This window comes from Fundidesulfovibrio agrisoli (assembly GCF_022808715.1).
GTDB classification, from domain to species: Bacteria; Desulfobacterota; Desulfovibrionia; order Desulfovibrionales; family Desulfovibrionaceae; genus Fundidesulfovibrio; species Fundidesulfovibrio agrisoli.
This window is the reverse complement of the sequence record NZ_JAKZKX010000008.1, coordinates 109114-122584: the sequence shown is the minus strand read 5'-3', so window position 1 is coordinate 122584 and position 13471 is coordinate 109114. Positions and strand designations below refer to the sequence as shown.

Sequence of the window (13471 nt, the reverse complement as noted above, 5' to 3'; positions counted from 1 at the left end):
CTGTAGGGTGTAGGCTTACTGGTCCATGAAGTGCTTCATGGCCAGCATGGTCTGTTCGAGTTCGAATTCCATCGCCCCGATCTCTTGGGCGGCCAGGGCCTTGTCGGCGGCCTTGGCCGCCTTTTCCACTTCGAAAGCCCTGTCCTTGAGCACCTCCGCCCCCATGGTCGCGGCCCCGCCCTTGAGCGTGTGGGCCATGAAGGCCAGTTGGGCCATGTCGCCCGCATCCAGCGCCTCGCGCATCTGTTCGTACTTCTGGGGCTGCTGGTCCACGAAGACGCCGAAGAGCTTCTTCAAAAACTCCCGGTTGCCGCGCGCCTTCTCCAGCAGCCAGGCGATGTTGAGGATCTCGGTACCGGCCGGCGGCTGTTCCGGCTGGGGCGAGGTGGGGGTGCTCCTGGCATGCAGAACCTCGTGCAGGGCGGCGTGGATCTCCTCCGAGCCCACCGGTTTGGAGAGATAGACGTCCATGCCCTCGGCCAGGAATCGCTCCCGGTCGCCTTTCAGGGCGTGGGCGGTCATGGCGATGATGGGCAGGTCGCGGGGGGTGTTGGGCACTTCCCCGGCGCGGATGCGCCGCGTGGCCTCCAGGCCGTCCATCTCGGGCATCTGGATGTCCATGAGCACCGCGTCCACCCGGTTCTCGGCCAACACCTCCAGGGCCTCGCGCCCGTTGCCCACGGCCAGCACCTTGTGCCCGTCCTGCTCCAGGATCTCCGTGGCGAAGAGCTGGTTGATCATGTTGTCTTCCGCGAGCAGGATGACCAGGGGCGGTAGGGCGGGCCTGCCTGCCGGCTTCTGCGGGGCTTCCCCCCCGCCGGGCCGCGCTTCGGGCTTGAGGTCCACCTCGAACTGGAAGAGGCTGCCCTTGCGCTCCTCGCTTTCGACGCCGATAACGCCGCCCATGCGTTCCACCAGATGCCTGCAGATGGCCAGGCCCAGGCCGGTGCCGTAGTATTTTCGCGTGGAGGAGTTGTCCGCCTGGGTGAAGCTCTCGAAGATGGTGTCCAGCTTCTGCCGGGGGATGCCTGGCCCCGTGTCCCGCACGCTGACGCGCAGCCGGAAGCGTCCGTCGGGCGTAAGACCGCCCGCCTCGGCCAGGACCGTCACGGACCCGGCGCTGGTGAATTTCACCGCGTTGCCCACCAGGTTGACCACGATCTGGCGGAGCCTGCCCGGGTCGCCTTTGACCAGCCGGGGCAGGTCCTGCGCTAGGGAGCAGTTCAGTGCCAGGCCCTTGTTCTGGGCCAGGGCGGTAAAGATGCCGATGGCGCTGCGGAGGGTTTCGGGCAGGTCGAATGTCACCTCCTCCAGTTCGAGCTTGCCCGCCTCGATCTTGGAGAAATCCAGGATGTCGTTGAGGATGTCCATGAGCGACGCGGCGGACTGGCGCACCATGTCCAGGTAGTCGCGCTGCTTCTGGGTGAGCTCCGTGGCCAGCAGCAGCTCGCTCATGCCCAGGATGCCGTTCATGGGCGTGCGGATCTCGTGGCTCATGTTGGCCAGGAACTGGCTTTTGGCCCTGTTGGCGGCCTCGGCGGCCTCCTTCATGGTGGTCAGATCCCGCTCCAGGCGCTTGCGCGCGCTGATGTCGCGCAGGGAGGCCAGGTAGACCAGCTCGCCGCCGTCCCAGCGGGAGCGCACCACGCGCATCTCCACGGTGGTCTGCCTGCCGTCGCGGGAGCGCAGCGCTATCTCCATGCTCCCGTCGGGGATGAGGTTGTAGCCGAAGGGATCGCCGATGAGCTGCTCCGCGCTGGCTCCGAACATGCGCTCCGCGCACGGGTTGACGAAACGGATGCGGCCCTCCATGTCCACCACGACGATGCCGTCGGCGTGGTTCACGATGATGTTCTGGAAGCGTTTCCCGGATGAGAGCAGGGCCGACTGGGCGATTTCCAACTGGCGGCAGACCTTGGCCCTGTTCACCGCGCAGACGATGCTCTGCTCCAGCAGGCGGTTGTCCAACTGGGTGCGCGGCAGAACCATGACCACGTTCTCCGTCAGGGAGGCGTGCAGGAAAAGCGAGGAGCCCGAATCGCTGAACCCGATCACGGGCATGGAGGAAAACACGGTGGCCAGGTCCGCCGGAGGGGTGTCGGCGGGGGAGGGCAGCGGCAAACCCGCCAGGATCACATCGAAACGTTGCAGAGCGAGCACTTCCCAGGCCTCGGCGACTGTGGCCGCGGTGTGGCAGATCGCATCGAACCGTTGCAGCCCCTGGAGCCTGTTGCGCAGGGACATGACAAAATCAGGAGACGGGTCGATAATCAGCAATCTGAGGTATGGGCTTGGCGGGTACTTCAGGATCATATATTTAAACTCATAGCAGCTTTGCCCGCTATTGCAACAGGGGGCGCACGGCCTGGGCCGGAATGCACGCACTTGACAAATGCCCGCGCCGGGGAGCATTTCCCCTATCCCGAGGAGATGATATCATGCGCATACTTCTAGCGTCTCTGCTGTGCCTGTTCCTTGCGGGCTGCTCCGGAATTCCCCTGATGCCCGGCTCAGGATCAAGCAACACGTTGACCGCCCAGGACGGCTCCTATTCCATCAAACTCGCTCCCGATTGGACTATAAAGGAAAAAGGCGCCGAACACGGCAGGCGCATCGCCGTGCTGGCCCACAAGGACGCGGTGGATTCGGGCAAGGGCTACCCCACCGTGATCGTGCGCGAGGTCCACGAGCCGACCCCGCCGGGCGTGCTCGAACTCATGGCAAGGGACCGCAACCTGGACTTCGCCGAGCTTTGGAACGTCAGCAAGGACAAATACCAGCAGAAGCAAGCCCTGCTCGACGGATCGAGCAGGATGCTCTCCTACTGGCTGGCCCCGGTGGACGGGCAGGGCGTGGAGTACTACGCCGCCGTGGTGCTCACGGGCTTCGGGCGCATCGAGATGATCGGCGTGGCCCAGGCCGGCACAGTCCCCAAGTACATGAAGGACTTCAACGCCATGTTCACCTCGCTGGACGTCGAGTCCAAGGCGCGCTTCAACCCGGCCCAGGCCGGGGACACGGCCGCCTACCTGCAGAGGACCTACAGCGCCGCGCTGGCCCGCGAACAGGAGGGGCTGCGCAGGCTCATGTCCGAGACGGCCGCCCTGGTGACGGCCGACAACGGGATTTCCGTGCAGGAGAAGGGCTTCCTCTCCGGGGCCTACGTGCGGACCACCAACAAAGCCCTGGAAGCCTGCCTGGAGTTGGCCGAGACCGTCGCCAAACCCCGCACCGGCGAGGCCAAGGCCGCCCTGCAGCATCTGGCTGACCGCCTGGACGGCGCGGCCACCGACCTGGAAACCATCCAGCTCAACATCCGCGAGGAACAGGCCCGCAACGCCGTGGAAAAGAGCGCCGCCCGCTCCCGGCGCATGGCCGGGCTCGCGCGCGAGGTGCTCAAGCTGCCCATGTAGCAGCGCACGACAGGATAACAGAAGGCCCGGCCGCCCTGAATGGGCGGCCGGGCCTTTTTTCGTCCATGTGACGCGGGAAGCGGTCTACAGGCCCACGCTGGCCTTGAGCGCGGCCACCTCGGGCCCGGTGAGCGCCCTGTGCGCACCCGAAGCAAGCTCCCCCAGTTTGAGCGGCCCCTGGGCCACGCGCACCAGGCGCAGGATGGTCAGGTTCAGGTCGCGGCACATGCGCCTGATCTGGCGGTTGATCCCCTGTATCAGCTCCATCTCCAGGATGCTGCGGCCGGGTTGCGCCCCCTCCATCGTGCGGACCTTCACCGGGGCCAGGCGTTCGCCCTCGGCCAGGCGCATGCCGGAGCGCATGGCATCCAGCGCCTGGGCCGGGGCGTCGCCCCGCACGGTGACGTGGTAGAGCTTGGGCTGGTGCCACCTGGGGTGCATGAGCCGGTTGGCCAACTCGCCGTCGGTCGTCAGCAGCAGCAAGCCCTCCGAAAAATAGTCCAGCCTGCCCACGGGAAACAGCCTGCGCCCCCCGGCGGCCCGGCCCATGAGCTCGATCACGGTGCGCCTGCCCTCGGGGTCCTTGGCGGTGGTCACCACCTCCACGGGTTTGTTGAGCATGAAATAGAGGTGCTCCTCACCGGGGGCGAAAGCCACGGGTTTGCCCTCCACGCGCACGTCGTCCACACCGGGTCGAACCGGCGTGCCGAGGTCGGCTGGCTGGCCGTTGACCGTGACCTTGCCGGAGCGAATCAGCTCGTCGGCGGCGCGGCGGGAGCAGACGCCCGCCTGGGCCAGGGCTTTGTTCAGGCGGATGGGCTCTGCCGCCACGGGAGGGGAGGGGGGCTGACTGCGGGGCATGGGGCTTCCTGTGGATGAAATGGAAAGGGCGGCTCCCGGGCGTGATCCCGGAAGCCGCCGAAAGATTATCGGGTGAAATGGATCAGATGTCGATGACTTTCGAGGCCAGTTGCAGGCTGGTGACCACATCGAGCATGTTGGTGGTCTGTCCCACGGCCCGTTGCTGCATCAACCCGTAGAATTCGAGGCAGGTGCCGCAGACTAGGATGCTCACCCCGGCGGCCTCCAGGGCGCGCAGGGTTTCGATGTGCGGGCTGCCCTCGGCGGCCAGCTTCACCGCGGCGTTGACCATGACGATGCGCCACAGCTCCGAACCCAATTCGGGGAGGGTCTTGATGAAGTTGAGCATCAGCTTGGCCCCGAGTCCGTCGTCGCCGCGCCCCACCACGTCGGAGGTCAGGAACACCACGATGCGCTGCCCCTGACCCGAGCCCGGCACGGGGCAGGGGAAGTCCGCCGGGTCGGCCGGTGCGGCCTGTCCGCCCTCGCGCCTGGCGCGGATGGCCCAGCGAGCGCCTTCCTTGCTCGAGGTCACGCCGAAACCGCTGGATTTCAGGTAACGGCTCACGTTCTCAAGGGCGGCTTCGTCGTCCACAAGCACGTCGAGGGCCTCCGGGGCCTCGGCCTCGAGGCATTTCCTGCATTCCATGAGGGGCTGCGGGCATGTCATGCCCTTGCAATCGAGAGTCTTTACGTTCATTTTCGCCTTCCTTCCGCCAGCTATTAGCATAGACACGGGCGGATGGGTCAAATAGTATACGCCTATACATGGCGGCTGCAGGACGCGCAGCCGTCGATGACGGAGGGCAGCATGGTTTTCGAGGTCCACGACGGGATCGAACACAGGATAGACTTGGCCCTGGGCAACGCCCCGGCCGACCTTTTGCTCAAGAACGCGCGTCTGGTCAACGTGCTTTCGGGTGACATCCACCCGGCGGACATCGCGGTGGCTGACGGTATGATCGTCGGTTTCGGCGACTACCAGGCCAAAAAAGTGGTCGATTGCCAGGGGCGCTATGTCTGCCCCGGGCTCATCGACGGCCACATCCACATAGAATCCACGCTGCTCACGCCCTGGGAATTCGCCCGGGCAGCCGCCCCACGAGGCACCTGCGCCGTGGTCTGGGACCCGCACGAAATCGGCAACGTGCTGGGCAGGGCGGGCATCGAGACCCTGCTGGAGCTCACCCGGGACTGTCCGCTTGATTTCTACGTCATGATCCCAAGTTGCGTGCCAGCCACCAACATGGAGACCTCCGGCGCGGTGCTGAACGCCGAGGACGTGGCCTACCTCGCCGGGCGCTACCCGGAGCGCGTGCTGGGCTTGGCGGAATTGATGAACTATCCCGGAGTGCTGGCAAAGGACCCGGCCATAATGGCCAAGATCGCGGCCTGCCAGTGCAAGATCATCGACGGCCACGCGCCCTTGCTCTCCGGCAAGCAGCTCAACGCCTACATCGCGGCGGGCCCAAGCTCGGACCACGAATGCACCGACCCGCGGGAGGCCGTGGAGAAGCTGCGCGCCGGCATGCACCTGCTGATGCGCGAAGGCAGCGACGAGCGCAACCTCACGGATCTGGTGGGCGTGGTCAACGAGCACAACGCTGCCAACATCTCACTGGTCTGCGACGACCGCGAGCCCATCGACCTGACCACCAACGGCCACATGGACCACAATGTGCGTATGGCCATCGGCCTCGGGCTCGACCCCATGCGCGCCATCCAGATGGCCAGCATCAACACCGCGCGCCACTACGGCCTGCGCGGGCGGGGGGCGGTGGCCCCGGGCTACCGGGCGGATCTGCTCGTGCTGGACGACCTCCAGGGCTTCAAGGTCTGGAAGGCCTTCCTGAAAGGGCGCGACGTCGCGGAGACGACGTTCGGCCCCAGTGGGCAGGTGCCTCAAGAAAACACTGTTCATTTGAGCTGTTCCGGCGGAAAATTGCGGGCGGAGGACTTCGCAATACCTCAAGTTTCACATGAGGTTCGTTGCATCGGGGCCATTCCGGGCCAGATCATCAGCAAGGCCCTGAAGGTGACGCCCAAAGTCGTGGACGGCTTCGCCGTGGCCGATCCGTCGCGCGACATCGCCAAGGTTGCGGTTGTCGAACGCCACGGTCGCAACGGGAATATCGGACTCGCGTTCGTGAACGGCCTTTCCTTGGCGCGCGGCGCAGTGGCCGGGACAGTTGCCCACGACGCGCACAATCTGATCGTGGCCGGGATGGACGACGCCGACATGGCCCTGGCGGGCAACGTGCTAGCGGAATGCGGCGGCGGGTATGTGGTGGTGGCGGGCGGCAAGGTGCTGGCCAAGCTGGAGCTGCACTTTGCGGGGCTCATGAGCCTCAGGCCGTTTGAGGAGGTTGTCGCGGCTCAGAAGGCGCTGCATGCCGCCTATGAATCCATCGCGGTCGATCCCGCCGCAGGGGCACGGCCGTTCATGGCCTTGTCCTTCATGTCGCTGGCGGTGATACCGGAGTTGAAACTGACCGATCAGGGGCTCGTGGACGTCACGCTGTTCGAGAAGGTCGGGCTCTGGCTCTAGGCCGACAATGAGGACAGGCCCGACCCTTGGGCCGGATTTTTACTCAGGATCGATCTCAGAGCGTCATTTTGCAGCCCGATTCTGGGTCAGTTATGCCAAGGCAGGACCCGGTGCGGCCAAAGGCATATTCAACCGACGTGTGACATCGCGACGCCGCCTCGGTGACCCGAGAAAGCCTGACAAGGGAAAGTGGGTGGGTCGCTGCCCAGGAGAAGAGATGACAAAGCGCCCGTGACCGGAATGCCGGTCGCGGGCGCTTTTTGCTTTGGGGGGCTACCTGGGTCAGACCAGTTTTTAAAGTTTACATAATTTACATTATGAGACAATAGCACGGGCGCGAAAGAGGGGGCTTTTGAATGATTTCGGTAGGTTCGGGTTAAGCCACTCACGCTCCATTGGCGGGCCTGGGTAGCGCCCTTCACCCATTGCATTCCATCCCGAAACACCGGATACTGCCCCGGTCAAACCAACCGTGGCGAGCCTTCGGCCGCCTTCAAGGAACTTACCTCTATGAACCCCGGCGCAGCCTTCCGTTCCCTGGTCAACGCCCCGGAGCTGCTCATGCTCCCCGTGGCCCACGACGGCCTTTCCGCACTGGCCATCGCCCAGGCCGGGTTTCAGGCCATGGCCGTAGCCGGGTTCGGCAGCTCCGGCAGCGTGCTCGGGCTGCCCGACTTCGGGCTGATGAGCTTCACGGAGATGCTCACGCACTACGCGCGCATTATCGAGCGTGTGGACATACCCGTCATGGTGGACATCGACACCGGCTTCGGCGACGTGAACAACGTCATCCGCACCGTGCGCCAGGTGGAGGCCATGGGCGCGGCCGCGCTCTTCATCGAGGACCAGACCTTCCCCAAGCGCTGCGGCCACATGGCGGGCAAGGCCGTGGTGTCCGTCGACGAATACCTGCCCAAGCTCAAAGCCGCGCTCTGGGCCAGGCGCAACCCGGAATTCGTAATCATGGCCAGGACCGACGCCGTGGCCCTGCACGGCCTGGACGAAGGCATCCGCCGGGCCAGGATCTACGCCGAGGCCGGTGCGGACATGGTCTTCGTGGAGGCCGTGACCTCCGTGGAGGACATGCGCACAGTGAACAGCGCCCTGAGCGTGCCCAGCATGGCCAACATGATCGAGGGCGGCAAATCGCCCTTCCTGAGCGCCGCCGAGCTCCAGGACGTGGGCTACGCCCTGGCCGCCTACCCCTGCGCCTCGGTGTTCACGGCCGTCCGGGCCTTGCAGCGCTGGGCGAACCACCTGAAAAATAATGGAACCAGCCAAGGCTTCGCCGGGCCGGAGACAATGCTGACCTTCGAGGAGTACTTCCACTTCATCGGTGCGGAGGAAATCCGGCGGAGGGAGGCGCAGTTCTCAGGCGGCGAGAATCCGGCGGAGACAAATAAATGAAAGATATCGCTCGTTTCCTTTCAGGATTCAAGGAATTCCAGCGCACTTACTTCTGCTCCGAGAGCGACTTCTACAACAACCTCCAGAAGGAGCAGAGCCCCAAGGTGCTGGTCATCGCCTGCTCCGACTCCCGGGTGGACCCGGCCATCCTCACGGGCTGCGAGCCCGGCGACATGTTCGTGGTGCGCAACGTGGCCAACCTGGTGCCGCCCTACGAGAACGCCGAAGGCCGCCACGGTGTGTCCGCGGCCCTGGAATACGCGGTCAAGAACCTCGAGGTCGAGCACGTCATCATCCTGGGGCACTCCTGCTGCGGAGGCATCCAGGCGCTGCTCGCCCCCAATCGGGAGGACCTGGGCGAGTTCATCGCCCCCTGGGTCAAGATCGCGGAGCCCGCGCTCATGGAAGTGGACAGGGAACTGCCCGGGAAACCAGATCATCTGCGGCGCAGAGCCTGCGAGCAGGCTTCGGTGCTGGTCTCGCTGGACAACCTGCTCACCTTCCCCTGGGTCTGGCAGCGGGTGGTGCAAGGCAAGCTCCACCTGCACGGCTGGTATTTCGACATGGATTCCGGCGAGTTGCATAGCTACCTGCCCGAAACCGGCACCTTCGAGGCCCTGGTGCCGCGCTGCACCCGGGAGCGCACGAAAGCATAGCCCACGTCAAAGCGGGATGAGCCCAGCGGGCAAGCATTCCGCCCGCATGCTGGCTCCGCAGGTATCTGGCACGCCCCACTACTACAAGGCCCCTCCCCGCTCCACGGGCGGAGCAAGGCATGGTCTTGATTTTGTGGGGGGCACGGTTTCGATTTGCTGTACAGAGTTCTGATGGCCAGTCTGAGGGCTTGTATCTCGTTGCCAGGGCGATACTTTTCAAGCCAGGATTCAGGCCGATTCAAACAAAGCGTCCGGACAGGTTTCCCTGCCCGGACGATTCCACGCGAATGGTTCTGGCGGGGCCAAGGCCCCGCGAACACGGCGATGTCGTCGCCGTCTACTTGAAATCACCCGCTGTGAAGCCGATGCGTTCGATGGCGGCCTTGATCTCATCCTCGGGTACGGGCTTCTTTTCCTCGAAGGTCGCGGTGCCGAAGGCAAGGTCCACCTTCACGTCGGCCAGGCCCTCAATGCTTGAAAGGGCCTTGGTGACGGAGTTGACGCAATTGCCGCAGCTCATGCCTTTGACTTCTATGGTCTTGGTGCTCATGGAATCCTCCTGTGCGGTGTCGGCGAGAAGCCCTGCCACCCTACTCCAGCTTGGGCGGAAAGCCTAGCCCTGCCGCACTGGAACAGCCCAAACCTTATTTCGCCTCCACGCCCACGACCCGCATGCCCTCCGCAATCGGTACAAAGAAGTTGAGCCCTGTGCTCCTGTTGTTGCTGTTCGTGTCAATCCTCTTCCAGGACGTCAGCCCGACAACCCTGCCCTGCCCGTCCACCAAGGGGCCTCCGCTGTTGCCTCCGTTGATCATCGCATCGCTTTGTATCCACTGGCTGCCATCCTCCCTAGGGCGATAGGCGCTGATGATGCCCTTTGTGACCGTCCCGTGGAAGGTGACGTCAAGGGGCGCGCCCACGGCGAACACCTCCGTGCCCGTGGCGACCCGTTCAGGCCGCACTGCTAGACCTTTGACAGGTGGATTCTCGATTTTTACCAGCCCCACGTCCTGGACCGGGTCGGAACGAATGACGATTCCCTCCGTCGCCGTTCCGTTCTCGAAGATGACCTTCATGCGCTTGAGGCCTTTGACAACGTGGTCGTTGGTGAGGATGTAGCCCTCGTCGCCCACGAGGACGCCGGAGCCGTGCATGCCGCCCATCTGGAGCACCACCACGCGCTTCTTGACCTCCTCCAGGGAATAGGTCTGCTTTGGATTGGCCGAGACCTTGATGCCGGCCGGCGGCGCGGCTTGGACCGCAGGGTCGGGAGCCTCCGCGTTCTTCTCTGGTTCAAGAAGCAACTTGTTGAACTTGGGGTCGGCCAGCAGCCCTTGCACCGCGCTGGAAAAAGCAAGGAACAGGGCTTCGTTGAAGTTGCCGTTCTCAAATTTGAACTCGGCCTCGCCCGAAGCCGTGGATTTCATCAGAACTTTTTTCTGGTAGTTCGAGTAGACCTGCCACTCAACGGATACGGTGGCCTTTGAGGTGCCCTTGCGCACGTTGCCCCAGCCGAACCACGGGAAACAGGCTTCCACGTACAGATCGGTAATAAGCCCGCCCACGGTGATCTCTGTGGCCGGGGCTTCACGATTGAAGAGGTCGGTGGGATCGCCCTTGACGTTGTAGTTGTTGCGGCGGAGCTCCTCATAGAAAATCGAGGTGAATTCCTCCACCTTGGGCGACCTGGAGCCAGCCCCCCACACCAGTTGGGTATTGGGGAGGCAAAGCGCTCCGGATTTCAGGTCGCCGTAGACCTGCCCCCGGGGCAGCTTGACCACCACCCTGCCGAGGCCGATGGTTTTGGTCTCCCGGCCGTCGGGCACTTCGATGACGGGATGATCCTTGACGGATGCGGTTTGAGAACTGACGCAGGCGCTGAGGCAACAGGCGATCACGGCGAAGGCGAAATACTTCAACTGGCGCATGTCGGTACTCCTGAAAAGCGTGAAAACGTTCGAAATAACCGTACTGTGCACGATATCGCGTGTCAATCAATGAGGCATGGTACCGATATTCCAGATCATGGTGGTGGTTCGACATGTCGGCCGGAAGTGTTGGTCCCTTGCGGCTCCACCTCCCCGGGTATTGTATGCGAAAACGCACATCGGGCCCGGTCGCCGCAGGCCACACGCCCAGGAAAGAAAAAGGCCGGAGGGCGAAACCCTCCGGCCTTCCGGCAGACAATTGAACCGCGGCGGCTAGGCGGCTTGTTGGCCCAGCCAGGCCATGGCCTCGGCGAAATCCAGGGTGCCGGTGTAGATGGCGCGCCCGCTGATGACCCCGGCCAGGCCTTTCGAGGCCAGGGGAGCCAGGGCCTTGAGGTCGTCCAGGGTGGCCACGCCGCCGGCCGCGATCACCGGCAGGCGGGTCTTGGAAAGCAGGGACTCCATGGCCTGGAGGTTCACCCCGCTCTGCATGCCGTCGCGGCTGATATCGGTATAGACCAGGAACGCCGTGCCCTGGGCTTCGAGCCTCGGGATCACGTCGTCCACGGTGAGGCCCGAGTCCTCCACCCAGCCCTTGGTCTTGAGCCTGCCGCCGTCGGCGTCCAGGGAGACGCCCACCTTGCCGGGCAGCTCGGCGCACATGGCCCCGAAGGTGTCCGGGTCGGCCAGGGCCAGGGTGCCGATGAGCAGGCGGGAGACCCCCGCCGACACGTAGGCCTTGGCCGTGGCGATGTCGCGGATGCCGCCGCCCAGTTGCACGGGCACGCCGGATGAGCGGCAGATCTTCTCGACGATCTTCATGTTCACGGGCTCGCCGTCGAAGGCTCCGTCAAGGTCCACCACGTGCAGAGCCTTGGCGCCTAGGCCCAGCCAGTGCCCGGCGGCGGCCACCGGGTCGGGGTCGAACACGGTCACCTGGTCGGCCAGCCCCTGCTTGAGGCGGACGCACTTGCCGTCCTTGATGTCGATGGCCGGGTACAGAATCACAGACCGAGCTCCTTGAGCCCCTTCTCGATGCCTTCCTGGGAGAGGTCGGCCGCGGTGACCCACTGGCCCTTGCGCTTGAAGAACTTGTCGGCTTCCAGGATGTTGTCCGTGAGGGCCTTCTGTTGGTAATCGTAGTGGAAATGGTTGACCAGGCCGCCGGTCTTCACGTTGACCAGGTACAGGTCCAGGATGACCCAGGCGGGGCTGGTGGAGCCCGCGGCGGAGCCCTGGCGCTCCTTCCAGTGCACGGCCACCGGCACCAGCAGATACTGGGCGTCCATGCACTTGCCCACTTCCTGCCAGTATTTGATGGTGCTCAGGCGGGTGGCGTCGGCGGGCTTGCGCACGGACTGCATGCAGCCGACGACCTTGTTGCCGGCCAGAACATTGCGCTCAGGGCTGATCTTGAGCGCCTTGATCAGGATGGCGTCCAATTCGTCCAGGGCGTCGGCCTTGGGGGGAACGGAATGCTCGGGCAGATAGCCGGAGATCAGCTCCCAGGGCTCGTTGGCCACGGTGAAGGGAGCAATGGCGACGGTGAACTGGGGATTGATCTTGTTGTCCACCTGGGCGGGCTTGCGCTGGCAGGCGACACTGACGAACAGCGTCAAGGCCAGAAGAACGGTCAGCGAACGATAGGTTCTCATCAGCCAAGGCTCCCTTTGGTACTTGGCACCCCGGCCCCCTCGCGGCGCACCGCGTGCTTGAGGGCCACGCCGAGGGCCTTGAAGGCCGCTTCCAGCAGGTGGTGTCCGTTCTTGCCGTAGAGCATGCGAACATGCAGGTTCATCTGGCATTTGTTAGCGAAGGACTTGAAGAACTCACGCCAGACGTCTTTCTCCTCTCCGGCGACCACCGCCGGGAGGGGTGTATCGTCGTACACCAGGTAGGGCCTGCCGGAGAGGTCCACCACGGCTTCGCACAGGGCCTCGTCCAGCGGGAAACGGCTGAAGCCCACCCGGTTGATCCCGGCCTTGTCGCCCAGAGCCTCGGCAACGGCCTGGCCCAGGCAGAGCCCCACATCCTCGAGGGTGTGGTGGGCGTCGACGTGCAGGTCCCCCTTGCAGAAGATCTTCAGGTCGAAACCGGACCAGAAGCTCAGCAGGGTGAGCATGTGGTCCGCAAAGCCGACGCCGGTGGAGATTTCGGCCGCTCCGGTGCCGTCCAGGCCGATCTCCAGCTCGATGGAGGTCTCCTTGGTGCTGCGAACCACCTGTGCCTTACGCATGGGGCTTCTCCTTGGGCTCCTTGCCGCCGGCCTGCTCCTGGGTTTCAGGAGCCTTGGGGGCCTCGGCCTGGGCGGCCTGTTCTGCCGGGACAGGTTCGGGCTCGGCGGCCGTTACCTCCGGGGCAACCGTTTCCTGCTGGGCCTCGGGCTGGGCAAGCTGGGCCTGCGCCTGCTCGGGTTGGGCAGGAGTCTCGTTGACCATGTTCTCGATGTCCCCGAAGTATTCCTTCTTGGCTTCCTCGATGCGCTTGGCCGCGTCGATCCTGTCGACCTCCTGCTGCAGCGTGGACTTGACCTCCAGGCTGAGCCGCCGGATTTCGGACAGGCCCTTGGCCGCCATCTTCATGATCTCAGGCAGCTTGGAAGGCCCGATGAGCACCAGCGCCACGATCAGGATGAGGATCATCTCCGAGGAGAACATG

Annotated in this window: 13 protein-coding genes; 4 read left to right on the top strand and 9 right to left on the bottom strand. The window is 64.4% G+C overall.

The annotated features are described in order from the left end of the window. Positions 1-15: 15 nt before the first annotated feature. Entirely contained in the window at positions 16-2244 is a 2229-nt protein-coding gene (locus MLE27_RS08265) for an ATP-binding protein (protein ID WP_243311592.1), read from the bottom strand. Between the two features lie 194 nt (positions 2245-2438). Here MLE27_RS08265 and MLE27_RS08260 point away from each other — a divergent pair, with 194 nt between their 5' ends. Next, the gene (locus tag MLE27_RS08260; RefSeq protein ID WP_243311591.1) at positions 2439-3413 is read left to right on the top strand and encodes a C-type lectin-like domain-containing protein; all 975 of its coding nucleotides are present in this window, start codon (positions 2439-2441) and stop codon (positions 3411-3413) included. A gap of 84 nt (positions 3414-3497) precedes the next feature. Here MLE27_RS08260 and MLE27_RS08255 read toward each other — a convergent pair whose 3' ends face one another. Next, positions 3498-4274 (bottom strand): pseudouridine synthase, encoded by a 777-nt coding sequence (locus MLE27_RS08255; protein WP_243311590.1) that lies wholly within the window; start codon positions 4272-4274, stop codon positions 3498-3500. Positions 4275-4356: 82 nt separating this feature from the next. Then, on the bottom strand, positions 4357-4974 hold the full coding sequence (yedF, locus tag MLE27_RS08250) for a sulfurtransferase-like selenium metabolism protein YedF (protein WP_243311589.1): 618 nt from the start codon (positions 4972-4974) through the stop codon (positions 4357-4359). Between the two features lie 111 nt (positions 4975-5085). Between yedF and ade the strand changes: the two genes are divergently transcribed. The 3 genes from ade to MLE27_RS08235 all read left to right on the top strand — a co-directional run bounded on the left by ade (position 5086) and on the right by MLE27_RS08235 (position 8885). Further along, positions 5086-6822, top strand: coding sequence for an adenine deaminase (gene ade, locus MLE27_RS08245; RefSeq protein WP_243311588.1), 1737 nt, complete (start codon positions 5086-5088; stop codon positions 6820-6822). A gap of 510 nt (positions 6823-7332) precedes the next feature. Continuing rightward, positions 7333-8229, top strand: a complete 897-nt coding sequence (locus MLE27_RS08240) for an isocitrate lyase/PEP mutase family protein (protein ID WP_243311587.1) — start codon at positions 7333-7335, stop codon at positions 8227-8229. After that, entirely contained in the window at positions 8226-8885 is a 660-nt protein-coding gene (locus MLE27_RS08235; RefSeq protein ID WP_243311586.1) for a carbonic anhydrase, read from the top strand. Before MLE27_RS08240 ends, MLE27_RS08235 begins: the two co-directional genes overlap by 4 nt. Before the next feature lie 337 nt (positions 8886-9222). Here MLE27_RS08235 and MLE27_RS08230 read toward each other — a convergent pair whose 3' ends face one another. The 6 genes from MLE27_RS08230 to MLE27_RS08205 all read right to left on the bottom strand — a co-directional run bounded on the left by MLE27_RS08230 (position 9223) and on the right by MLE27_RS08205 (position 13470). Continuing rightward, positions 9223-9435: a heavy-metal-associated domain-containing protein gene (locus MLE27_RS08230; protein WP_243311585.1), complete on the bottom strand. Its 213-nt coding sequence runs from the start codon at positions 9433-9435 to the stop codon at positions 9223-9225. 94 nt (positions 9436-9529) lie between these two features. Beyond that, complete coding sequence (locus MLE27_RS08225) at positions 9530-10813, bottom strand: S1C family serine protease (protein WP_243311584.1); 1284 nt, start codon at positions 10811-10813, stop codon at positions 9530-9532. A 273-nt stretch (positions 10814-11086) separates the two neighbouring features. Beyond that, complete coding sequence (gene hisA, locus MLE27_RS08220) at positions 11087-11821, bottom strand: 1-(5-phosphoribosyl)-5-[(5-phosphoribosylamino)methylideneamino]imidazole-4-carboxamide isomerase (protein ID WP_243311583.1); 735 nt, start codon at positions 11819-11821, stop codon at positions 11087-11089. Continuing rightward, the gene (locus tag MLE27_RS08215) at positions 11818-12468 is read right to left on the bottom strand and encodes a hypothetical protein (RefSeq protein WP_243311582.1); all 651 of its coding nucleotides are present in this window, start codon (positions 12466-12468) and stop codon (positions 11818-11820) included. Before MLE27_RS08215 ends, hisA begins: the two co-directional genes overlap by 4 nt. Then, a complete protein-coding gene (gene hisB / locus MLE27_RS08210) occupies positions 12468-13049 on the bottom strand; it encodes an imidazoleglycerol-phosphate dehydratase HisB (protein ID WP_243311581.1) in 582 nt (193 codons plus the stop codon). Before hisB ends, MLE27_RS08215 begins: the two co-directional genes overlap by 1 nt. Then, the gene (locus MLE27_RS08205) at positions 13042-13470 is read right to left on the bottom strand and encodes a Sec-independent protein translocase subunit TatA/TatB (RefSeq protein ID WP_243311580.1); all 429 of its coding nucleotides are present in this window, start codon (positions 13468-13470) and stop codon (positions 13042-13044) included. Before MLE27_RS08205 ends, hisB begins: the two co-directional genes overlap by 8 nt. Between the last annotated feature and the right edge of the window lies 1 nt (position 13471).

Bases quoted from the DNA above. Each gene is read 5' to 3' on its own strand.
- MLE27_RS08265 (WP_243311592.1), bottom strand. From the start codon at position 2,244: ATGTCCCTGCGCAACAGGCTCCAGGGGCTGCAACGGTTCGATGCGATC.
- MLE27_RS08260 (WP_243311591.1), top strand. From the start codon at position 2,439: ATGCGCATACTTCTAGCGTCTCTGCTGTGCCTGTTCCTTGCGGGCTGC.
- MLE27_RS08255 (WP_243311590.1), bottom strand. From the start codon at position 4,274: ATGCCCCGCAGTCAGCCCCCCTCCCCTCCCGTGGCGGCAGAGCCCATC.
- yedF (WP_243311589.1), bottom strand. From the start codon at position 4,974: ATGAACGTAAAGACTCTCGATTGCAAGGGCATGACATGCCCGCAGCCC.
- ade (WP_243311588.1), top strand. From the start codon at position 5,086: ATGGTTTTCGAGGTCCACGACGGGATCGAACACAGGATAGACTTGGCC.
- MLE27_RS08240 (WP_243311587.1), top strand. From the start codon at position 7,333: ATGAACCCCGGCGCAGCCTTCCGTTCCCTGGTCAACGCCCCGGAGCTG.
- MLE27_RS08235 (WP_243311586.1), top strand. From the start codon at position 8,226: ATGAAAGATATCGCTCGTTTCCTTTCAGGATTCAAGGAATTCCAGCGC.
- MLE27_RS08230 (WP_243311585.1), bottom strand. From the start codon at position 9,435: ATGAGCACCAAGACCATAGAAGTCAAAGGCATGAGCTGCGGCAATTGC.
- MLE27_RS08225 (WP_243311584.1), bottom strand. From the start codon at position 10,813: ATGCGCCAGTTGAAGTATTTCGCCTTCGCCGTGATCGCCTGTTGCCTC.
- MLE27_RS08215 (WP_243311582.1), bottom strand. From the start codon at position 12,468: ATGAGAACCTATCGTTCGCTGACCGTTCTTCTGGCCTTGACGCTGTTC.
- hisB (WP_243311581.1), bottom strand. From the start codon at position 13,049: ATGCGTAAGGCACAGGTGGTTCGCAGCACCAAGGAGACCTCCATCGAG.
- MLE27_RS08205 (WP_243311580.1), bottom strand. From the start codon at position 13,470: ATGTTCTCCTCGGAGATGATCCTCATCCTGATCGTGGCGCTGGTGCTC.